Below are 21878 nucleotides of genomic sequence, written 5' to 3' on the forward strand. Positions count from 1 at the left end.
GTGCCAGCCGGACACGCCCCGCGTGGTCCTCAGGGATCAGGCGGAGGGCTCAGACCGCCGGAGCCGGGTACGTCGGGTACTCCACCCCGGACACGTGCTGCACGACACGGATGACCTGGCAGGAGTAGCCGAACTCGTTGTCGTACCAAAGGTAGAGGATGGCGTTGTCGCCCTCGACCTTGGTGGCGCCGGCGTCGACGATCGAGGCGTGGCGCGAGCCGATGAAGTCGCTGGAGACCGCGTCGGGGGCGCTGATGAAGTCGATCTGGCGCTTCAGCGGCGAGGTCAGGGACACCTCGCGCAGGTAGTCGAGAACCTCCTGGCGGGTGGTCTCCCGCGCGAGCTGGAGGTTGAGGATCGCGATGGAGACGTCCGGCACCGGGACCCGGATGGAGCTGCCGGTGATCTTCGCCTTGAGGTCCGGCAGCGCCTTGGCGACGGCGGAGGCGGCACCCGTCTCGGTGATGACCATGTTGAGCGGCGCGGAGCGGCCCCGGCGCTCGGACTTGTGGTAGTTGTCCAGCAGGTTCTGGTCGTTGGTGAACGAGTGGACGGTCTCCACGTGGCCCCGCTGGACCCCGAACTCGTCGTCCATCGCCTTCAGCGGCGGCACTATCGCGTTCGTCGTGCAGGACGCGCAGGACAGGATCTGCTCGTCCGGCTTGATGGTGTCGTGGTTGACGCCGTGCACGATGTTCGGGACGTCGCCCTTGCCGGGCGCGGTCAGCACGACCTTGTCGATGCCGGGACGCAGGTGCTCCGACAGGCCCTCGCGGTCGCGCCACTTGCCGGTGTTGTCGATGAGGATGGCGTCCTTGATGCCGTACGCCGTGTAGTCGATCTCCGACGGGTCGTTCGCGTAGATGACCTTGATCGCGTTGCCGTTGGCGACGATCGTGCTGTTCGCCTCGTCGACGGTGATCGTGCCCTGGAACTGGCCGTGGATGGAGTCGCGGCGCAGCAGCGAGGCGCGCTTGACGATGTCCTGCTCCCCACCGCCGCGCACGACGATGGCCCGCAGCCGCAGACCGTTGCCCGAACCGGACTTCTCGATCAGCAGCCGCGCCACGAGCCGGCCGATGCGGCCGAACCCGTAGAGGACGACGTCACGCCCCTCGCGGCGCTCGATCTTGTTGGTTCCCGTGGCACCGGCGACGGCCTCGGCGGTGAACTCCGCGACCGACAGACCGCGGTCGTCCTCCCGGTACGTCGCGGCGAGCATGCCGATGTCGATCTGGGACGGCCCGAGGTCGAGCTCGGCCAGGGTCTTCAGGAACGGCAGCGTCTCGGTGACCGAGAGCTCCGCGCCGGCGATCTGCCGGGCGAACCGGTGCGTCTTGAGGATGCTGACCACCGACTTGTTCACCAGGGAGCGGCTGTGCAGCAGGACGGTCACGTCCCGCTCCCGGTGCAGCTTCCCGATGATCGGGATCATCGACTCCGCGATCTCCTCGCGGTTCTTCCAGTTGGTGAACGAGTCGTCGTTGACAGTCACAGATCCATCTTTCGAGCTAGGCGGCGCTCATATGTTAAACCGTCGATTTCCGGATCATGAACGGGGTGCCTCCGGAACGCTCCGCCCCGCCGGAACGCCGCGCTCCACGAGCCCTTCGCGGCCTTGCCTGGGATGATCGGAACAGCGCCTCCATGCGAAAGGGACGCTCATGGACTTCGACGCTGTGGCCGACGAGTTGTACGCCCTGCGGCCGGAGGAGTTCACCGCCGCCCGCGCATCGGCCGTGGCCGCCGCCCGAACGGCCGGCGACCGGGAACTCGCCGAGCGGATCGGCACGTTGCGCAAACCCAGCCTCGCCGCCTGGGCCAGCAACCTCCTGGTCCGCAGCCGGCCCGGCGACGTCGAGCCCCTGCTCCGCCTGGGCGAAGGACTGCGGCACGCCCATCACGCCCTGGACCGCACACAACTGCGCGAACTGAGCCGGCAGCAGCACGCGCTCATCCGCGCCCTGTCCGCTCAGGCCCGGCAGCTCGCCGTGGAGGCCGGCCATCCGATCGGCGAAGGCGTGCAGCGTGAGGTCGAGAACACCCTGCACGCCGTCCTGGCCGACCCCGAGGCCGCCCGGGCGTGGGCGAGCGGCCGGCTGGCCAAGCCGCTCAGCGCCGCCGTCGGCTTCCCGGCCGTCGCGCAGAGCGCCGTCGCGACGAGCACCGTCACGCAGAGCGCCGGGACGCAGCGTCGCCCCTCCGCCGCGACGGCCCCCTCCCGCCCGGACCGCAAGGCCGGCGAGGAACAGCGGCGACGGCTGGCCCGGGCCCGGCGGGACGCCGAGGCCGCCGACCGGGAGCTGCGGGCCCTCAAGGACGAGGCCGCGACCGCCGGCCAGGCCGCTGAGGAGGCGAAACAGCAGGTCTCCCGCCTCCAGCGGCGCGTCGACGAACTCACCGAGGACCTGGCCCGCACCAGGGAGGAGCACCAGCAGGCCCGCTTCGCCGAGCGGTCGGCCCGGGAACGGGCACGCACGGCCGACCGCCGTGTCCGCGAAGCCGACCGCAAAGCCGCGACGGCCGCCGCCCAGCTCGAACGCCTGACCTCGTCGGACGACCGGTAGGCGGGCCGGCTCCCACGGGGCGGGTGCCTGCGGCCTTCCCCTCCCTGGGAACCGGTCCTCCGGCGGCCGCCGCTGTCGGCCCGTACGGCCGGCCCGGCCCGCCCGCGCCGCTCCGGGAGAGCCCCGCCGCGGCTGGCGACCCAGCCCGGAGGTGAGCACCGCTCAGAGGGAGAAAGCGCCGGTCAGCACGGCACCGGCGGTCATCACCAGCGTGGTGGCGAAGGCCCAGCGGAAGATGAAGCGCTGGTGCTCGCCGAGCTGGACGCCGCTCATGCCGACCAGGATGAACGTGGCGGCGGTCAGCGGGCTGAGCGGGAAGCCCGTCGTCATCTGGCCGAGAACGGCGGCCCGGGCGACCTCGGCCGGGTCGGTGCCGAAGCCCTGGGCCGTCTCGGCGAGGACGGGCAGGACGCCGAAGTAGTAGGCGTCCGGGGTGAAGACCAGACTCAGCGGCATGCCCGTGACGGCCACGAGGACCGGCAGATGGCCGCCGAGGGAGTCCGGTATCACGGACACGAGCGCCTCGGCCATGTCGTCGATCATCCCGGTTCCGGTCAGGACCCCGGTGAACACACCGGCCGCGAAGATCATCGTGGTCACCAGGACGACGTTCTTCGCGTGCCGGTCGAGCAGCGCCTGCTGCTGTTCCCACGTGGGGTGGTTGACCAGGAGGGCCACCGCGAACCCGAGAACGAACAGCACCGGCAGGGGCATGACCTCCAGGATCAGCGCCACGAGGAGTACGACGGTCAGCAGCAGGTTGAAGACCGTCAGCCAGCGCGGGGCGGGCGCCGCGACCCGGACGGCACCCGGCCCGTCACCGGGGGCGGGGGCCGTCGCGGGAACCGGCTCGTCACCGGGTGCCGGGGCCGTAGGGGCCATCGGCTCACCGGTCGCCGTAGCGGCCATCGGCTCACCGGCGGCGGTTTCCCCGCCCGGTCCCGTGAGAGCGCCGAGGCGCCGCCGCTCCCGGCGGCCGATCAGCCAGGACGCCACCAGGACCCACGCGATCCCGAACCCCATCGCGGGCAGCACGGGCGTGAAGACGTCCGAACTCTCCAGCTTCAGCGCCGCCATGGCCCGCACCGTCGGCCCGCCCCAGGGAATCATGTTCATCACGCCCGCCCCCAGGCACACGACGCCGGACAGCACCAGCGGACTCATGCCCAGCTTCCGGTAGACGGGCAGCAGCGCGGAGACGGTGATGAGGAACGTGGAGGCCCCGTCGCCGTCCAGGGCCACGCACAGCGTGAGGACGGCCGTGGCGACGGTGACGCGCATCGGATCACCCTTGGCCAGCCGCAGCAGACCGCGGATCAGCGGATCGAACAGACCCGCGTCCACCATGAGGCTGAAGTACAGAACGGCGAAAGCGATCATGATGCCGGTCGGCGCCACCTTCGACAGCCCGTCGAGCACCATCCCGCCCAGCTCACCCGCGAACCCGCCCGCCAGCGCCGCGAGGACCGGAAGCACCACCAGCGCGACCAGCACCGAGACACGTCTGGTCATGGTGAGCAACAGGAACAGGGCGATCGTGGCGAAGCCCAGGACTGCCGGCATGGTGGCGCTCGCTTTCTCGGTCGCGGTCCCCGGCGCGGGGAGCGGGGCGTAGCGGGACCTACGGGGATAGCCGAGAGTGTCCGAGCGCCGGATGATCCATGTCCAGCATCAAACCGGCATCTGTCGATGCGATCCACGCATCAATCGGCCCGCTCTGACGTACGCTTCCCGGCCATGGATGCCACCCTGCGTCAACTGACGGCGTACGCGGCCGTCGCCCGGGCGACCAGTTTCACCGCGGCGGCCGCCGAGTTGGGCGTCTCGCAGTCGACCCTCAGCCGCGCGGTCGCCGACCTGGAGCGGCAGGTCGGCGCACAGCTGCTCGAACGCGACACGCGCAACGTGCAGTTGACCGCGGCCGGTACGGAAGCGCTGCGGATCGCCGAACAGATACTCGGCGCCCACCGGGCGGGGATGAAGGAACTGGACCGCTTCCTGCTCGGCGAGTCCGGCACGGTCGCCGTCGCCACTCTGCCGTCCGTCGCCGCGGTACTGCTTCCGCAGGTCATCTCCGGCTTCCGCACGGAACGGCCGCGCGTGTCCGTACGCCTGCTGGACGGCCTCGAACGGGCCGTGCTGAACCGGGTCCTGTCCGGCGACGCGGACTTCGCGATCACCACGGTCGGTGTGCCGCCCGAGCGGCTGGAGCACCGCCCGCTGGTGCGGGACCGTTTCGTCGCGGTCCTGCACGAGGACCATCCGCTCGCCGCACGGGACGAGGTCGGCTGGGCGGACCTGGCCCGCGAACCGTTCCTCGCCGTCGGACGGGACTCGAGCGTACGGCGGCTGACGGACGCCGCGTTCGGCCAGGTCGACGCGCATGCCGTCCCTGCCGCCGAGGCCGGCAGTGTCGCCACGGTGGGCGGACTGGTCGCCGCTGGCCTCGGCGTGAGCGCACTGCCCGCCTTGGTGCTGCCCCTGCTGGGCATCGGGCCCTTCGTGTTCCGGCCGCTCGTCGACCCCGTGGTCGACCGGCGCCTCGACATCGCCCTGCGCGCACGCCGCACCCTGCCGCGCGTCACCGAGCACTTCCTGGAGACGCTCGAGGACTTCCGTGCCCAGGGCAGGGACCTGCCGCCGGGAGTGTCCTGGGCCTGAACCGCCGTCGAGAGCCTCGATCCATGCACGGAGCGCATGGATTGATGGTGTTCTTTTGCTGGACAGGCATTTGTGCGGCTCGGCAGTCTGAAGAACCGGACCAGCTGAGCCGAGGGGACGCATCCGTGCGGGACAAGGACATGCCGAACGCCACCGGACAGGGGCAGTTGTGCGGGCTGAAAGTGGTCGAGTTCGCTCATGTGGTGGCCGGCCCGCTCGCGGGGTCGATGCTCGCCGACCAGGGCGCGGACGTGGTCCACGTCGAGCCCCCGGGCGCCGGTGACGCCGCCCGCGCGATGGGCCCCCGGCGCAACGGTGTTCCCCTGTGGTTCAAGGTGGCCGCCCGCAACAAGCGCTCGGTCACGCTCGACCTGCACCACGAGTCGGGTCGTGCGGTCGCCCACCGCCTCGTCGCCTGGGCGGACGTCGTCATCGTCACCCTGCGCGCCGGGCGCCTGCGCCGCTGGGGTCTCGACTGGGAGTCCGTTCACCGGATCAACCCCAAGGCCGTCCTGCTCCAGATCTCCGGCTTCGGCGCCACCTCCAGTCAGGCTGACGCCCCCGGCTTCGGCAAGATGGGCGAGGCCCGCAGCGGCGTCGTCCACCTGACCGGTTCCCCGGACGGGCCGCCCGTCCACACCGGCTTCTCGCACGGCGACGCGGTGACCGGCCTGATGGGCGCCTACGCCGTCCTGGCCGCTCTCCACCGGCGCGACCACGACCCCGACTTCGACGGCGAGTGGATCGACCTCGCCCTGTTCGAGCCCCTGTTCCGGCTCGTGGAGTGGCAGGTCATCGTCCACGACCAGCTGGGAACCGTGCCGCAGCGCTCCGGCAACCAGCTCGCGGTCGCGCCCGCCGCCGTGATCAACACCTACCGCTCCCGAGACGAGCAGTGGATCACCGTGACCTCCGCGACCCTGCGCTCGGTGCGCAACGTGGCCCGGCTGCTGGACCTGCCGGAGGAGGAGTTCGCCACGGCGGAGCAACAGCACGCGCGGCGAGGAGAGTTGGACGACGGACTGCGGGCGTGGGTGGCCGACCGCACCGCCGCCGACTGCCTGGAGGCCTTCGCCCGCGCCGAGGTGGTGGCCTCCCGGGTGTTCGACGCTGCCGACATCGCCGCCGACCCGGTCTACGCCGAACGCGGCGACATCGTCACCGTCGACGACCCCGACCTGGGCGACGTCCGGATGCAGGCCGTCATCCCGCACTTCCGGCAACGCCCCGGCCGCATCTGGCGCACCGGACCCGCACTGGGGCAGGACAACGACCTCGTGTACCGGGACTGGCTCGGCCTGAGTGACCGGGAACTGGCCGACCTGGAGAAGAACGATGTCGTCTGACCCCCTCGCCGGCGCTACCGACGCCGCCCGCACACCCACTCCGGACGAACCCCACACCACAACCCCGCCCCGCCCCCCACTCCGCTCCCTGCTCTTCGTCCCCGGGCACCGCACGGACTGGCTGCCCAAGGCGCGTGCGGCCGGGGCCGACGCCGTCGTTCTCGACCTGGAGGACGCGGTTCCCGCCTCCGACAAGCCGCTCGCCCGTGCCCGGGTGGCCGAGGCCCTGGCGGAGTCCGCCGACGAACCGGCCGGCGGCATGGCCCTGTTCGTCCGCGTCAACCCGCTCGGCGACTGGACCGCCGCCGAGGAGCTGCGTGCCGTCGTACGCCCCGGACTGGCCGGGGTGGTCCTGCCCAAGGTGCACACCGCCGTCGACGTACGGCTCGCGGACCGCCTCATCGGCTGGTGCGAACACGAACGCGGCCTGGCCGCCGGTACGACGGCCCTCGTCCCGTTGCTGGAGTCGGCCCGCGCCCTGCACGACGCCTACGACATCGCCGCCGCGGCCCCCCGTGTCGCATACGCCGGCGCCCTCACCGCCCCCGGCGGCGACGTGGAACGCGCCGTCGGTTACCGCTGGAGCCGGCAGGGCACCGAAACCCTGGCCCTCCGTTCCCGCGTCCTGCTCGACGTCCGCGCCGCCGGGGCGCCGTGCCCGGTGACCGGACTGTGGACGGACATCACCGACCTGAAGGGCCTGCGTGCCTGCGCCGAGCAGAACCGCGCCCTGGGCTACGAGGGAATGATGGCCATCCACCCGGCCCACATCCCCGTGATCAACGAGGTCTTCAGCCCCACACCCGAGGAACTCGACCACTGCACCCGACTCGTCGCAGCCGTGGAAGCGGCCCAGCGTGACGGAATCGGCGCCCTCACCTTCGAGGGCCGGATGGTCGACGAGGCCATGGCCGAAACGGCACGGGCGGTGCTGGCGCGACACAGCCACGGCTGACACCATCCCGCCACCGCACCGAAGCCCGATCATCGATGCTGTGACGGAGCTCACAGTGTGCCAACAAGGGCGCAACGCCAAGGCGTACACGGGCCACGCCCGGCCGCACCTGCGCGACACCAAAATTGAACTCTTCGTTTTCTTGAATCGCTCGTGTTTATGCGGCTAGGTTGTCCGCCATGACCGCATCCCGGACCCCGACCACCGCCGAGGAGCTGCGCGGTGCCGGCCTGAGAGTGACGGCCGCCCGCGTCGCACTGCTCGAGGCCGTGCGGGACGGTGACCACCTCGGCGCCGAGTCGATCGCCTCCGAGGTACGCGGCCGCGTCGGCCACATCTCCGTCCAAGCCGTGTACGAGGGACTCCACGCACTCACCGCGGCCGGACTCATACGCCGCCTCGAACCACCCGGCAGCCCGGCCCTCTACGAGGGACGGGTCGGCGACAACCACCACCACCTCGTGTGCCGGTCCTGCGGGACCGTCGCCGACGTCGACTGCGCGGTCGGCCACGCCCCCTGCCTGACCGCGTCCGACGACCGCGGCTTCGCCGTCGACGAGGCCGAGGTCATCTACTGGGGCCTGTGCCCCGCCTGCTCCACCGCCCGCAGTTCCTGAGCACGTGATCCACCCGAGCACCGCGATCCACCCGAGCACGCGATCCACCCCGTCCGGAAGGATTTCCATGACTGAGAACCACGACGCGATCGTCACCGACCCCAAGCAGGAGGAGACGAGCGGCGGCTGCCCCGTGGCCCACGGCCGCGCCCTGCACCCGACCCAGGGCGGTGGCAACCGTCAGTGGTGGCCGGAGCGCCTCAACCTGAAGATCCTTGCCAAGAACCCCGAGGTGGCCAACCCCCTCGGTGGGGAGTTCGACTACGCGGAGGCCTTCCAGGCCCTCGACCTCGCGGCCGTGAAACAGGACATCGCCGAGGTGCTGAGCACCTCGCAGGACTGGTGGCCCGCCGACTTCGGCAACTACGGCCCCCTGATGGTCCGTATGGCCTGGCACAGCGCGGGCACCTACCGCATCAGCGACGGCCGCGGCGGCGCCGGCGCCGGCCAGCAGCGCTTCGCCCCGCTCAACAGCTGGCCGGACAACGGCAACCTCGACAAGGCCCGCCGTCTGCTGTGGCCGGTCAAGAAGAAGTACGGCCAGAGCATCTCCTGGGCCGACCTCATGATCCTCACCGGCAATGTCGCCCTGGAGCAGATGGGCTTCGAGACCTTCGGCTTCGCCGGTGGCCGCGAGGACGTCTGGGAGCCCGAGGAGGACGTGTACTGGGGCCCCGAGACCACCTGGCTCGACGACAAGCGCTACACCGGCGACCGTGATCTGGAGAACCCGCTCGGCGCCGTCCAGATGGGCCTCATCTACGTCAACCCGGAGGGCCCGAACGGCAACCCGGACCCGCTCGCCGCGGCCCGCGACATCCGTGAGACGTTCCGCCGCATGGCGATGAACGACGAGGAGACCGTCGCCCTGATCGCCGGTGGCCACACCTTCGGCAAGACCCACGGCGCCGGCCCGGCCGACCACGTCGGCGCCGACCCCGAGGCCGCCTCCATGGAGGAGCAGGGCCTGGGCTGGCGGAGCACCTACGGCACGGGCAAGGGCGGGGACGCCATCACCTCCGGCCTGGAGGTCACCTGGACCTCGACGCCGACCCAGTGGAGCAACGGGTTCTTCAAGAACCTCTTCGAGTTCGAGTACGAGCTCGAGCAGAGCCCGGCCGGCGCCAACCAGTGGGTGGCGAAGGACGCCCCGGAGATCGTCCCGGACGCGCACGACTCCTCGAAGAAGCACCGCCCGAAGATGCTCACCACCGACCTGGCGCTGCGCTTCGACCCGATCTACGAGCCGATCTCCCGCCGGTTCTACGAGAACCCGCAGGAGTTCGCGGACGCCTTCGCCCGCGCCTGGTTCAAGCTGACCCACCGTGACATGGGCCCGAAGTCGCTGTACCTCGGCCCGGAGGTCCCGGACGAGACCCTGCTGTGGCAGGACCCGCTGCCCGAGGCCGAGGGCGAGGCCATCGACGCCGAGGACATCGCGACCCTCAAGACCAAGCTCCTCGAGTCGGGTCTGTCCGTCTCGCAGCTGGTGTCCACCGCCTGGGCCTCGGCGTCCACGTTCCGCGGCAGCGACAAGCGCGGCGGTGCCAACGGCGCCCGTATCCGCCTCGAGCCGCAGCGCGGCTGGGAGGTCAACGAGCCCGACGAGCTGGCCCAGGTCCTGCGCGTCCTGGAAGGCATCCAGCAGGAGTTCAACTCCGGCGCCGGTGCCAAGAAGGTCTCCCTGGCCGACCTGATCGTCCTCGGTGGCTCCGCCGCCGTCGAGAAGGCCGCCAAGGAAGCCGGCTTCCAGGTGGAGGTTCCCTTCGCCGCGGGCCGTGTGGACGCGACGGAGGAGCACACCGACGCCGAGTCCTTCGAGGCGCTCGAGCCGACCGCCGACGGGTTCCGCAACTACCACGGCAAGGGCAACCGCCTGCCGGCCGAGTACCTGCTGCTGGACAGGGCGAACCTGCTCACCCTGAGCGCCCCGGAGATGACCGCCCTGGTCGGCGGCCTGCGCGTCCTCGGTGCCAACTACCAGCAGTCCCAGCTCGGCATGCTCACGAAGACGCCCGGTTCGCTGACCAACGACTTCTTCGTCAACCTGCTCGACCTGGGCACGACGTGGAAGGCGACCTCGGAGGACCAGACCACGTTCGAGGGCCGCGACGCCGCCACGGGCGAGGTCAAGTGGGCCGGCAGCCGCGCCGACCTGGTCTTCGGCTCGAACTCCGAGCTGCGGGCGCTCGCCGAGGTCTACGCGAGCGACGACGCGAAGGAGAAGTTCGTGAACGACTTCGTCGCCGCGTGGGTCAAGGTCATGAACCTCGACCGGTTCGACCTGGTCTGATCGCACCCGCCTGACAGGACGCCCCGGGCCGGCCGGCCCGGGGCGTCCCGCGTTGTCTGAGAGATCGTCAAAGGCCGTTCAAGGTAAGAACATCACTTACCCAACTCTCACCATGAAACGGCAAGGAACGCGTCCGCGCCCGGATCCGGGCATACGTTCTGGCCGTGAACACAGATTCCGCTGCCCACAGAGGCGCCGGCCATGAACCGCACCCCCTCGCCGGTCCACGGCCGACCACCGGCGGCCCCGTCCGCCGCACTCTCCTGCGCACCGCGCTGACCGGGGCCGCGGCCCTCGGCGCGGGCATCGCAGCCGCCCGCCCGGCCGCAGCCGCGACGAGTGCCCCCGCCGCCGGCCCACGGCCCGGCACCCCGCAGGAGGCCCTCGCGGAACTGGCCGCGGGAAACCGCCGCTGGCGCGCCTTCCGCGAACGCCACCCGCACGAAACCCCCGCGATCCGGCGGACGTTGACCACCGCCCAGCACCCCTTCGCCGTCGTGCTCGGCTGCATCGACTCACGCGTGCCCCCGGAGCTGGTCTTCGACCAGGGGCTGGGAGACCTGATGACCGTACGCACCGCGGGCGAGGTCCTGGACGAGGCCGTACTCGGCAGCGTCGCCTACGGCGTCCTGGAACTGGGCATACCGCTGGTCGTGGTGCTCGGACACCAGTCGTGCGGCGCGGTGCGCGCCGCGGTCGAGGCGGAGCAGTCCGGCGGGCGCCTGCCCGCCCACATCCAATACCTGGCCGACCAGATAAGCCCGGCCATCGACCACAGCACGGAAGGGGAGGCGCGGATCGACGCCACCGTCGACGCCAACGTCCGCCTCGTCCGCTCGCGACTGGCCGCGGAACCCGACCTCGCCGCCAAGATCGGCTCCGGCGCGCTGGCGATCGTAGGCGCCCGCTACGAACTGACCAACCAGGTGGTCCACCGCGTCAGTTGAGGGGCTGCCCGGCCCGCTGTTCGCCACAGCGGGCCGGGTTGACGTGTCACGCCCGCAGCGGATTGAAGCGCGCCGCCGCCATCAGGTACCAGGCCGTCGCCCCCGTGTGCCGGTACGGGTAGTAGCCGAAGCCGAACCCGGTGTCCAGCGGACTGCTCGCGGACACCACCCCGGCCCGCTCGGGCAGCGCCTCGCCGCCGACGGTCTGACCGGCGCCCAGCAACTCCTGGGCCTGCTCGGTCGACGCGAGCAGGCGCCGGGCACGCGCCTCGTCACCACGCTTCCCACGGTCCCGCAGAGCGAGCGCGAGATGAGCCGTCCCCTCGAACCACACGCCGTTGCGGTCGGGTCTGGGCTGGCCCTCCGCGATCGGCGCGTCCTCGTTCGCCACGAGGCTCGCGGAACTGAAGGTGACGCCCTCGTACGACTGCCCCGCGGGCACCGTGCTGTTCGTGCGTCCGGCGTGGTCCCGGACGGCGAGCTCCGCCACGGCCCAGCCCAGCGAGCGGGCGTATCCGCCCGTGCGGGAGCCGAGCGCCAGATGGGTCCAGGTCTGGGTGTCCTCGGGAATCGGGGACTTGTTGACGGTCACCCCGTCGTTGGTGCCGGTGTAGAAGAAACCCCCGGCCGGTTCCCACATCCGCTTCACGAACGCCTCGGCCCGCCCGCGTCGCTCCAGCCACACCCGGTCACCGGTGAGTTGGGCGAGTCGGCCGAAGAGACACACCAGGTCGGTGTTGTGCTCGGTCGAGGTGAACGGCAGCTTCTGATTCGCCCCGTCGACCCCGAACTTGTAGCCGCCGAGAGGCTCGTCGGTACGACCCGTCCGCTCGATCCACTCGCCGATCCGCACGGCACCGGCGAGGAAACGACGCGCCCCGGTACGGCGGGCGAGGGCGCTCAGGGCGATGCCCGCCCAGGCCATGTCGCCGACCGCCGTGCCGGTGAAGCCGAACTGGGTACCGACGTTGGCCGTGCCGTCCGCCCGTACGAAGCCGTCGGGCTGCGGCGAGCCGTCGTAGAAGGTGTACGGCCCGACGTTGTAGGCCTGCCGGAGCCTGCCGTCGTCGTACGCCGGGTCGTGTGTCTGCGCGTAGAGCAGGGCGTCGCCCAACGCCGTTGCCCTGGCCAGGCTTTCCGGCCTGCGGGCCGCGAGGTGGGCCAGGACCGCCAGGGCGTTGTCGTACGTGAACGCGGTGCTGAACAGGCCCGCCTGGTCGGTGTAGCTCTGGGTCAGGCGAAGGCTGCCGTGGTCGGGATAGGCGTCCATGGCGGCGGCGAGGAAGGCGCGCCCCCGGGCCGGGGCCGACAGCGGGCCGGCACCCTGCGAACCCACCGCCCCGTCCCGGCCCGCGGCGCCGTCCGAACTCGCCGCGAGGGCCTGCCCGGACGCTGACGCGGCGATCCCCGCGGCGCTGATGCCGAGGCCGGCACCGATGAGCGAACGCCGGCTCAGCGCCGGGCCTTGTCTGCCAGTCATGGGACTCCTTTGAGAGCGCTCTCAGCACTGGGCGCTCATTGTGCTGGGGCCCAGGGGGCGGGTCAACGCCCCGGCGCTAAAGGAGACTTCCGCGGTCGTTTCACGGGCAGGCGAACGGCGGGTGGATCACTCGCAGACGATCTCGTTCCGCGGCGTGTAGTGCGTGCGGAACGGCTCCCGCCGCACTTCCCGGCCGTCATCGTAGAAGACCCGCTCCACGGTCACGTCGAACCCTTCGAGCGGCGTCTGCGGCACGCACTCCTTGTCGTCGCTCACCTTCTTCTCGGGCTTCTTCACCTCGGTGCGCGGACCCTTGACCGACTTGATCTCGTCGTACTTCCTGGTGCCGAGGAAGGAGACCGTCACGGACGTGTCCGTGGACTCGGCCTGGATGTAGATCGCCTTGCCGGAGTCGTTGGTGAACCGCAGGTCCAGGCTGCCCCAGGCGACCGTCGCCTCGCGGCCCTCCGGGTAGCGCTCGATGTAGAAGGAGTGCGCGCCGTGCTCCACGGGCTTGACCCCGGCGAAGAACAGCGCGTTGTACACGGTCGTCGCCACGGCCGAGACACCGCCGCCCGAGGCCTTCGTGAACTGGTCGTTGAGGATGATGATGCCCTCGACGAAGCCGTTGGCCTCGGTGCGCTCTCCGACGGTCCGGTTGAAGCTCCACGTCTCGTCCGGCCTGACGAGGGAGCCGTTGATGAGTTCCACGGCCCGTCCGACGTTCTTGGTGCGGTATTCCGCCGGTTCGAAGTGGACGGTGAAGGAGGACATCTTCTCCGTCAGCCCCAGCTCCGCGGCGTTCTCGCGGGTGATCTCGGGCTGGGTCCGTTGTACGGCCACCTCGCCGCTGCGGTCGGAGCCCGACCTGGTGAGCAGCGGCAGCACCGCCTTGCCCAGCGCCTTGTCGGTGACCTCCTGGCCCACCGTGGCGTCCTCGGCGACGACGGCCTTGTCGCCGTCCGGCCGCAGCCTGGCGTTCGCGGCGGTGGTGGTGACGTCGTCCAGGGGAGCGGCCACGGCGGGCTCGTCGCGCAGCCCCTTGGCGTCCAGCTCCGGTCTCAGTCTTCCGCTGCCGTCCGGCCGCATCGCCAGGTGCTCGCCCAGCACGGCCTGCCCGACGGTGAACCGCTTGTCGCCCGCGGTGAGCGTGACGGGCGCCGACACGGCCGGCTCGGCGAACGTGCGCACCGCCCGCCGTACCTCGTCGGCCGTGATCTTCGGCCGGGTCTCGCGGGCGGGCAGCGGCGTGACCGAGCGGGTGTCGCCGCGCAGGAAGGAGGAGCGCAGCGGGCCGATCGCGCCGTTCACGTCCAGGGCGTACCCCGTGCGGGGCGCGACCTGCTCGACCCGTCCGCCGTCGAAGGAGACGGCGCCGTCCCGGACCTTCTGGTCGAGCCCCTTCGCCAGCCGGCCGAGGGCGGCCCGGGCCTTGTCCTCGTCGAGGCGCACGACCGGCTCGATGGCACCGCCCGAGCGGAAGAACCCGCCGATCACGCTGAACGGATCGGCGCCGGTGCGCGCCGCCCGGTCGACGGTCTCCCCGATGTCGAAGGAGAGCCCGGCACGCCGCGGATCGACCGTGCCCGTACGGTCACCGACCTTCACGGACAGCTCCCGCGCCCCGGCCGAGCCCAGGTGCCGCTCCAGCTTCCGCACCGCCTCCGCACGGCTCAGGCCTCCGATCTCCACCCCGCGCACCGTCGTACCGGAGTCGATCTCCCCGCCCGTCAGCGTCAGCCCGGCGAGATACAGCCCGCCCACGCCCACGGCCAGCGCGCCGCCGGCCAGGGCGAGGGGCGGAAGGGACGTGATGCGGGGGACGGAGGTTATTCGGGGGCGCATGAGTCTCCTGGAGATCGATGACGACGGTGCACCCGGTGACGCGGCGCTGCTGCGGGCAAACACATCAAGCTATCCACATGCGGGCGCCAAAGCGGTATGGCCCAGACCACTTATGTCCGAGATCACGCCGGAACGGGCTGGTCCGTGCCCGCTTCCCCACAGGGCCACAGAGTGATAACGGCGAACAACTGTCCGGTGGTTGGGGTCGTCTACGCCACCATGAAGATCTCTTTCCTGATTCACAACGCCTACGGAATCGGAGGCACGATCACCACCACGTTCAACCTCGCCGGGGCGCTCGCCGAGCGGCACGACGTGGAGATCGTCTCCGCGTTACGTCACCGGGAGCACCCCAATCTCGTCCTGGATCCCCGCGTGCGCCTGCGCGCGCTGGTGGACCTGCGCAAGGAGGTGGACCATCCCCTGCACCAGAGACCGGCGAAGGTGTTCCCGGCCGCCGAGTACCGCCACCGCCAGTACAGCGAGCTGACCGACCAGCGGATCGGCGAGTGCCTGGAGGCGCTCGACACCGACGTCGTCATCGGCACCCGGCCCGGCCTCAACGTGCACATCGCGCGGCAGGCCCCGCAGCGCGTCCTGCGCGTCGGCCAGGAGCACCTCACCCTCGACAACCACCCGCCCGGGCTGCGCGCCGCGCTGCGCCGCGCCTACCGCCGCCTCGACGTGATCACCACCGTCACGGAAGCGGACGCCGCCGCCTACCGGCGCAAGATGTGGCTGCCCGGCGTCCACGTCGAGGCCCTCCCGAACAGCGTCCCCGACCCCGTGCTGCCTCCCGCCGACGGCACCGCCAAGATCGTCATCGCCGCCGGCCGGCTCGTTCCGGTGAAGCGCTACGACCTGCTCATCGAGGCGTTCGCCCAGGTCGCCGCCGCTTTCCCGGACTGGCGGCTGCGCATCTACGGCAAGGGCGAGGAAGAGCCCGGGCTGCGGGAGCTCATCGAACGGCTCGGCCTGTGGAACAACGTGTTCCTGATGGGGGCCGCCACCCCCATGGAGGCCGAATGGGTCAAGGGCTCCATCGGTGCGGCCGCGTCCAACTTCGAGCCGTTCGGCATGACCATCGTCGAGGCGATGCGCTGCGGACTGCCCGTCGTGAGCACCGACTGCCCCTACGGTCCCGGCGAGATCATCCAGGACGGAGCCGACGGCCGGCTGGTGCCGGTCGGCGACGCCGGTGCCCTCGCCTCGGCGCTGCTGGAACTCGTCGGCGACGACGAACGGCGCCGTCGCATGGGCCGAACCGCCCTGGAGAACGCGCGCCGCTTCGCCCCGGGCCCCGTCGTCGCCCAGGCCGAACGCCTCCTGGAGGAGGCCCGCACGGCCCGGAGCACGGGATCACGGACCGCCACGGGGCCGGACCACCGAACCACCAGCGCACTGATCGGCCGGGGCCACGCCGCCCGCGACGCGGCCCACGCCGCGGCCTCCGGCGCACTGCGCGCGCTACGCAAGGGACGCCGATGACCACGCACCTCGACACCCACCTGCGCACCCACTGCGCGATCGACCCGGACGGCCGCATCACCTTCCGTCTCCCGCCGGGCCCGGCCTCCCGTCCCCGGCTGCTGCTCCGGCTGCGCCCCAAGAAGGGCCGCCCCGAGACGACCCCGCGCCTCCTCGACCTGGAGCCCGGCCGGGCCGACGGCGACCTGCACGCCGTACTGGAACCGGACCCGGCCCTCGACGAAGGCCGCTGGGACCTGTACCTGCTGCCGGAACCGGAAGCCGAACGACAGCGGCTGCGCCCCGGCCTCAGAGACCTGCGGGCCCTCGTCGACGGCCACCTCCGGGACCGGCCCTCACCGGTCGCCGTCAGAATCCCGTACGTCACGAAGGACGGCTTCCTCGCGCTCAGGGCATGGCGGCGCACCGCCCACGCGGAGGCACGCGCGATCGGCGTCACGGAACAGGCCATGACGGTCGAGGTCCGCCTGCACGGCGCCGAGCTCCAGGAGGACGCCACCGTACGGCTGCGCCTGCGGGGGAGCGACACCGTACGGGACCTCCGCCCCCGGATCGACGACGACGGCAGAGGCTTCTCGTTCACGGCCGGGCCCGACGACCTGACCGGTGGCACAGCGGCCCCGGGCCGGATCTGGGACGCCTTCGTCCGGCCCGCCGCCGACGCGCCGCCGATCCGGATCGGCAGGCTCCTCGACGACGTGGCGGACCGCAAACACGTCTTCGTCTATCCGGCGCTCACGGCCGGCGGATCCTCTTCGCGCCCCTACTACACCGTCGACAACGATCTCGCGATCGAGGTGACTCCGGCCGAATCGCCGATATGCCCGAAATGAAAAAACCAGGACCCCGGGATGGCTATTTCGTCGGTACATCGCGACAGGCATGTGTGGATTCTGTGCAAAGCGGCGGCAAAAAGGCCAGAGTCTCGTCCACAACAGCCTTGAACGCCAAGGGGACTTGCGGCAATAACCAAATTCAAGTACCTAGATGAATCATGAACCTGTTCAACCGCGTGGTGCCGTCCCGCCGGCAGGCGCCGCCAGTCCCCCCACAGCGTCCCGCAGGAGCACCGGCTTCCCCCACCGCCGTCCTGCCCGACCCCGACCTGGTGAACCTCACCGGAGAATGGGTCGTCGACCCTGCTCACAGCAGGATCGGCTTCTCCGTCCGGCACGCCATGGTGACCACCGTGCGCGGTTGTTTCCTGGAGTACGAAAGCCGCCTCTACTTCGACGCGCGCAACCCCGCTCGGTCACGGGCTGACCTCACACTGTTCACCTCCAGCGTCGACACGGGAGTGGAACAACGCGACGCCCACCTGGTCGGCCGTGACTTCCTGGATGCCGCGGCCTATCCGCGTATGCGTTTCACCAGTACCGCGGTGGAACAGGCGGGAAGCGACCTCTATCGCATGTCGGGCGACCTCACCATCAAAGGCATATCGCGGCCGGTCGTACTGGAGTTGACCTACATCGGACACGTCACCGACCCCTTCGGATATGAAAGGGTCGGATTCGACGGCACCACCACGATCAACCGCTCCGACTGGGGCCTGACCTACAACAGCAGGCTGGCCGAGGGAGGCGCGATGGTGAGCGAGAAGGTGCGCCTGCAACTCGACATCGCCGCCATCCGCACGGCCCCGGGGGCCGGCTGAACACATGCCGGGCGGCTGGGGTACGCCTCAGGGCCCGGCGTCGTCGGGCCCGGCCACGACGCGGAACGTCGCCGGGCCCAGCGTGATCACCCCGTCGCTCAGCGGCGTGCACCGCACACCGCCCCGCCCGCGCAGGGCGAGCTGTGCGCCGGGGCCGATGGTCACGTCCATCCAGGCGCAGGGCCGGGCCGGCCGGTTCACGGCGAAGACCACCGGCCCGGTGCCGCAGTCGAGGGCGATCGTCGAGCCGACGCAGGAGTCGATGTCGACACCTCTGAGCAGGACGTTGCGGCGGGTGTGCCGGAGGTCGGCGTCCGCCGGGAGGTTCTCGAAGGCCATGAGGGTCACCGCCGCGTTCCGGTGGGCGGGCCGGGCGTAGTAGCGGTCCCCGACCAGCCCCAGACCGCGGCGCACCTCCACCTGGGGGACGCGCTCGTCGGACGGGCCGGGGGAGGGGCCGTCCGACGGCCGTCCGGCCAGCCGGTGCGCGGGCGACACCAGCAGTTGCAGCACCTCCACCTCGGTCATGGCGTCAACCGTACGCCTCGGCAATCACCGCCTGGTGGGCTCGGCGGAGACGTGCGCTCACTCGTCCTGTCGCCGCCCGAGCCCGCCGTCCTCCAGAGAGGCCCGGCCGTCCGCCGACTCGCCCGCCGTGAGGTGCTCCAGGACCTCGACCAGTTCCTGGCACGCGCGCTCCACCGAACGCCGGGTGTTGATCTGCTCGGTGATCACGGCCGACAGGATCAGAGCCGTCAGGGCCATCGCCCCGTTGAACGCCTGGAGCTTGATCATCACCTCGACCCTGGTCAGCTGCTCGAACGGCCCGGACCGGTCGGTCGCCGCCACCGTCGCCATGACCGACGCGAACAGGGCGCACAACATGCTGCCGGCCAGCTGGAAGCGCAGAGCCGCCCAGATCAGCAGGGGATAGATCAGAAAGAGCAGACTGAACGGGCTGTGCGCGGCCAGCGGAACGACACAGCAGATGATCAGCGCGAGGCCCGTGGCCTCCTTCCAGCGCGCCAGACGCAGCGGCGGGCGGACGCGGGACAGCAGGAGCAGCACCGGGGTGACGATCAGTACGCCCATCGCGTCCCCGACCCACCACGCCAGCCACACGGCCCAGAAGCTCGCCCAGTCGAGCTTGCCGGTGACCAGCAGGAGACCGGCGCCCACGGTCGAGCTGATCAGCATGGCGGCGAACGCGCCCAGGAACACCAGGGCGAGACCGTCGCGCAACCGCGACAGATCGGTACGGAAACCGGCCCGGCGCAGCAGCAGGTACCCGACGACGGGTGCGGCCGTGTTGCCCGCCAGGACGCCGAGGGCCGACGGCGTCAGGGAGGTGAGGGACAGGATGACGAAGAGGGCGCCCAGGGCGATCCCCGGCCAGCAGCGCAGCCCGAAAACCAGCAGGAAGGCGACCGAGACGCCGGTGGGAGGCCAGATGGGGGTGACGACCGAGCCCTCGACGACCAGTTCCCGCAGCAGGCCCAGCTGCCCCGAGGCGTAGTAGCAGGCGGCGACAGTCAGCGTCTGCAGAGCGACGACGACCGGCGTACGCAGATCCCGGCTATCCACCACAGCAGCCATGAGACACCGAGGCCGCCGCGACGGCGAGGCGAGAGCGGGGGCCCTGCGGCCCTATGGCTGAGCCCCCGGTCCGTCGAGGCCGACCACCAGCACGGCGGCGTCGTCGTCGTGCCCCACACGCTCGGCACCCTTGATCAGGGCGGCCGCGAGCGCGTCCACGTCCATGCCCGCCACCGCCGCGATCCCCGCGAGCCGCATCACCTGGTCCAGGCCCTCCTCGAGCGGCAGCGAGGGCCCCTCCACGACACCGTCCGTGAGCAGGACGAACACGCCCCCCGTGGTCAGCTCGTACCGGGTCACCGGATACGGCGTCCCCGCCTGGATCCCCAGGGGCGGCCCGCCCTCGTCCGCGGTGACACCCGACTTCCCGTCCGCCGTGGCCCAGACGCACGGCAGGTGCCCGGCCCGCGCGCTCTCCAGCACCCCGGCACACGGGTCGAGCCGCATGAAGGTGCAGGTGGCGAACAGGTCGGAGCCCAGGGACAGCAGCAGATCGTTGGTCCGGGCCAGGACTTCCCCCGGATCGCTGGTGACCGAGGCCAGGGCCCGCAGGCCCGCCCGCACCTGCCCCATGAAGGCGGCCGCCTCGATGTTGTGCCCCTGGACGTCACCGATGGACAGCCCGATCCGGCCGTCGCCCAGCGTGAACGCGTCGTACCAGTCGCCGCCCACGTTGAGCCCCTGGCACGCGGGGGCGTACCGCACGGCGAGATGCAGCCGGCTCGCGACGGGCAGGTCGCGCGGGAGCATGCCGCGCTGAAGCGCGATGGCCAGCTCGACCCGTGACCGCTGCATCTCGGCCTGTGCGCGCGCCTGGGCCGTCAGGGCCTCGAGCCTGGTCAGCAGCTCGTCTCCGTCGTCCGTGGTGCCGGTGCGGGACATTGATCACTCCGGCGAGGGTGGCCACGATCGGTGACGACCCTCGAAGGCAAATCATCCAATTTATGTCCATAGGATGATACGTGGCTCACCGCCCCGAGCGCCGCCCGACCGCCGCCAGGACGAAGGTGACGCTGATCAGCAACGCCCAGGCGCCGAACTTCGCCACCCCCACCGGCTCCCAGCCGTGCTCCTGGTACGGGTAGCGCCAGGCGCCGACGAGGGTGGCGAGGTTCTCCGCCACCCACAGGAAGAACCCGATCAGGACGAACGACAGGGCCAACGGCATCCGGCGGCGCACACCCCGCACCGTGAAGCGCACCGACGTCCCCGCGGTCACGGCCAGCAGCAGTCCCGCCAGCACCCAGCGCGCGTCGGGCAGCCAGTGATGACTGAAGAAGTTGACGTAGACGGCCGCGGCCACCACCGCCGTCGCCCGCGGGCGGTAGCGCGCCAGCTCGAGATCGAACAGGCGCCAGGCCCGGCACACGTAGCTGCCGACAGCCGCGTACAGAAACCCGCCGTACAGCGGAACACCGGCGAACTTCAGCACGCCCGGCTCCGGGTAGCTCCACGAACCGAGCGACACCTTCACCAGCTCGAAGGCCAGCCCGATCACGTGACAGACCGCGATGACGGCGACGTCCCGCCCGTTCTCCCACCCGCGCAGCCAGAACACCAGCGTGAGCAGCACGCCGTAGACCACCAGCAGGTCGTAGCGCGCCACGGGAAGGTCGGGCAGCAGGGCGGACACGGCCACGCCGGACAGCAGCGCGATGGCGAACGCGCACGCCCGGGTCTGGGTCCAGGCGAAGTCGAGCACCTGCCGAACCGGCGCGGTCCAGGGGCCGGGGAAGCTTGTTGTAGGGATCATGGTGCCCTGTAGGACGGGCCCGCGCCCCTACCGGTTGCAGCGCTCTTCCGCCGTCGGCACCCGCCCGCGCCGGTCCACGCCGTCCCGGGCCTCGGTCACGGCCTTCCGCAGCAGCCGGGCCAGACGCTGATCCGCGTCCGGCGCGGCGCACAGCACCCGGAGAGCGTGTTCGAGGTGCCGCCGCCCCGGCCCCCGCCACCACAACAGATCGGCGACACGGCCCGGCAGCCCGCCCGCGCGGACGTGCGCGAGCCTCTCGCCCCGTCGGCGGCAGGCACGGCCGCGCCGCGCCAGACGTTGGGAGGCGGGACGCAGCACGCGCGCCTCGTCCACGACCGTGCCGACGAGCCGCGGCGCATACGCCCGGTCCGCGGGACGGGCGTCGGCGAGCTCGGCGGCCAGCGGCCACAGGGCACGCCGGGTGGCGTCACCGACGCTGTCGTTGACCACACGGGCCAGAGCCGCGAGCACCGGATGCGTACCGGCCGGGCTGTCGGTGAACCGGTCGCCCGCCAGCAAGGCGGCGCTCTCCATCAGACAGGCACCGTCGTCGGGGTGCAGATGCGCGAAACGCCCTGGCGCCGGGAGGCCGCCCGGAGGTCCGGCAGGGGCCTCGCGGGGCGGCGGGTCCGGCGTGTGCGGCGGAAAGGCGATCATGTGGGCCTCCGGGCTG

Annotated in this window: 19 protein-coding genes; 10 read left to right on the plus strand and 9 right to left on the minus strand. The window is 71.3% G+C overall.

Annotation, left to right across the window (positions count from 1 at the left end; translation table 11 throughout):
• Nucleotides 1–49: 49 nt before the first annotated feature.
• Nucleotides 50–1495, minus strand: a complete 1446-nt coding sequence (locus tag QC385_RS21505; protein WP_279542928.1) for a glyceraldehyde-3-phosphate dehydrogenase — start codon at nucleotides 1493–1495, stop codon at nucleotides 50–52.
• A gap of 169 nt (nucleotides 1496–1664) precedes the next feature.
• Between QC385_RS21505 and QC385_RS21510 the strand changes: the two genes are divergently transcribed.
• Nucleotides 1665–2567 (plus strand): hypothetical protein, encoded by a 903-nt coding sequence (locus QC385_RS21510; RefSeq protein WP_279542929.1) that lies wholly within the window; start codon nucleotides 1665–1667, stop codon nucleotides 2565–2567.
• A 162-nt stretch (nucleotides 2568–2729) separates the two neighbouring features.
• Here QC385_RS21510 and QC385_RS21515 read toward each other — a convergent pair whose 3' ends face one another.
• Entirely contained in the window at nucleotides 2730–4130 is a 1401-nt protein-coding gene (locus QC385_RS21515; protein WP_279542930.1) for a CitMHS family transporter, read from the minus strand.
• A gap of 174 nt (nucleotides 4131–4304) precedes the next feature.
• Here QC385_RS21515 and QC385_RS21520 point away from each other — a divergent pair, with 174 nt between their 5' ends.
• From QC385_RS21520 to QC385_RS21545, 6 genes are all read left to right on the plus strand, one after another.
• Nucleotides 4305–5228 (plus strand): LysR family transcriptional regulator, encoded by a 924-nt coding sequence (locus QC385_RS21520; protein WP_279542931.1) that lies wholly within the window; start codon nucleotides 4305–4307, stop codon nucleotides 5226–5228.
• Between the two features lie 140 nt (nucleotides 5229–5368).
• Nucleotides 5369–6574, plus strand: coding sequence for a CaiB/BaiF CoA transferase family protein (locus QC385_RS21525; protein ID WP_443032965.1), 1206 nt, complete (start codon nucleotides 5369–5371; stop codon nucleotides 6572–6574).
• Nucleotides 6564–7529, plus strand: a complete 966-nt coding sequence (locus tag QC385_RS21530; RefSeq protein WP_279542933.1) for an HpcH/HpaI aldolase/citrate lyase family protein — start codon at nucleotides 6564–6566, stop codon at nucleotides 7527–7529. The genes QC385_RS21525 and QC385_RS21530 overlap by 11 nt, the downstream gene beginning before the upstream one ends.
• 179 nt (nucleotides 7530–7708) lie before the next feature.
• Nucleotides 7709–8146: a Fur family transcriptional regulator gene (locus QC385_RS21535; protein WP_279542934.1), complete on the plus strand. Its 438-nt coding sequence runs from the start codon at nucleotides 7709–7711 to the stop codon at nucleotides 8144–8146.
• 67 nt (nucleotides 8147–8213) lie between these two features.
• A complete protein-coding gene (gene katG, locus QC385_RS21540; protein WP_279542935.1) occupies nucleotides 8214–10439 on the plus strand; it encodes a catalase/peroxidase HPI in 2226 nt (741 codons plus the stop codon).
• Nucleotides 10440–10603: 164 nt separating this feature from the next.
• Nucleotides 10604–11386, plus strand: coding sequence for a carbonic anhydrase (locus QC385_RS21545; RefSeq protein WP_279542936.1), 783 nt, complete (start codon nucleotides 10604–10606; stop codon nucleotides 11384–11386).
• A gap of 46 nt (nucleotides 11387–11432) precedes the next feature.
• On the opposite strand, the gene QC385_RS21550 is transcribed toward QC385_RS21545, so the two are convergent.
• Both QC385_RS21550 and QC385_RS21555 read right to left on the minus strand, forming a co-directional pair.
• The gene (locus QC385_RS21550; protein WP_279542937.1) at nucleotides 11433–12866 is read right to left on the minus strand and encodes a Tat pathway signal sequence domain protein; all 1434 of its coding nucleotides are present in this window, start codon (nucleotides 12864–12866) and stop codon (nucleotides 11433–11435) included.
• 126 nt (nucleotides 12867–12992) lie between these two features.
• Entirely contained in the window at nucleotides 12993–14711 is a 1719-nt protein-coding gene (locus QC385_RS21555; protein ID WP_279542938.1) for a VanW family protein, read from the minus strand.
• A 219-nt stretch (nucleotides 14712–14930) separates the two neighbouring features.
• On the opposite strand from QC385_RS21555, the gene QC385_RS21560 reads away from it, so the two are divergent.
• The 3 genes from QC385_RS21560 to QC385_RS21570 all read left to right on the plus strand — a co-directional run bounded on the left by QC385_RS21560 (nucleotide 14931) and on the right by QC385_RS21570 (nucleotide 17856).
• Complete coding sequence (locus QC385_RS21560) at nucleotides 14931–16199, plus strand: glycosyltransferase family 4 protein (protein ID WP_279542939.1); 1269 nt, start codon at nucleotides 14931–14933, stop codon at nucleotides 16197–16199.
• Nucleotides 16196–17032, plus strand: a complete 837-nt coding sequence (locus tag QC385_RS21565) for a transferase (protein WP_279542940.1) — start codon at nucleotides 16196–16198, stop codon at nucleotides 17030–17032. Before QC385_RS21560 ends, QC385_RS21565 begins: the two co-directional genes overlap by 4 nt.
• A 161-nt stretch (nucleotides 17033–17193) precedes the next feature.
• Nucleotides 17194–17856, plus strand: coding sequence for a YceI family protein (locus QC385_RS21570; RefSeq protein ID WP_086846458.1), 663 nt, complete (start codon nucleotides 17194–17196; stop codon nucleotides 17854–17856).
• Nucleotides 17857–17883: 27 nt separating this feature from the next.
• Here QC385_RS21570 and QC385_RS21575 read toward each other — a convergent pair whose 3' ends face one another.
• The 5 genes from QC385_RS21575 to QC385_RS21595 all read right to left on the minus strand — a co-directional run bounded on the left by QC385_RS21575 (nucleotide 17884) and on the right by QC385_RS21595 (nucleotide 21862).
• The gene (locus QC385_RS21575) at nucleotides 17884–18384 is read right to left on the minus strand and encodes a molybdenum cofactor biosysynthesis protein (protein WP_279542941.1); all 501 of its coding nucleotides are present in this window, start codon (nucleotides 18382–18384) and stop codon (nucleotides 17884–17886) included.
• Between the two features lie 57 nt (nucleotides 18385–18441).
• On the minus strand, nucleotides 18442–19452 hold the full coding sequence (locus tag QC385_RS21580) for an MASE1 domain-containing protein (RefSeq protein ID WP_279542942.1): 1011 nt from the start codon (nucleotides 19450–19452) through the stop codon (nucleotides 18442–18444).
• A 51-nt stretch (nucleotides 19453–19503) separates the two neighbouring features.
• Complete coding sequence (locus tag QC385_RS21585; RefSeq protein ID WP_279542943.1) at nucleotides 19504–20334, minus strand: PP2C family protein-serine/threonine phosphatase; 831 nt, start codon at nucleotides 20332–20334, stop codon at nucleotides 19504–19506.
• A gap of 85 nt (nucleotides 20335–20419) precedes the next feature.
• Complete coding sequence (locus QC385_RS21590; RefSeq protein ID WP_279542944.1) at nucleotides 20420–21205, minus strand: DUF817 domain-containing protein; 786 nt, start codon at nucleotides 21203–21205, stop codon at nucleotides 20420–20422.
• A 27-nt stretch (nucleotides 21206–21232) separates the two neighbouring features.
• Entirely contained in the window at nucleotides 21233–21862 is a 630-nt protein-coding gene (locus tag QC385_RS21595; protein WP_279542945.1) for a hypothetical protein, read from the minus strand.
• Between the last annotated feature and the right edge of the window lie 16 nt (nucleotides 21863–21878).

The sequence above is a fragment of the Streptomyces sp. DH10 genome (assembly GCF_029813805.1).
GTDB classification, from domain to species: domain Bacteria; phylum Actinomycetota; class Actinomycetes; order Streptomycetales; family Streptomycetaceae; genus Streptomyces; species Streptomyces coeruleofuscus.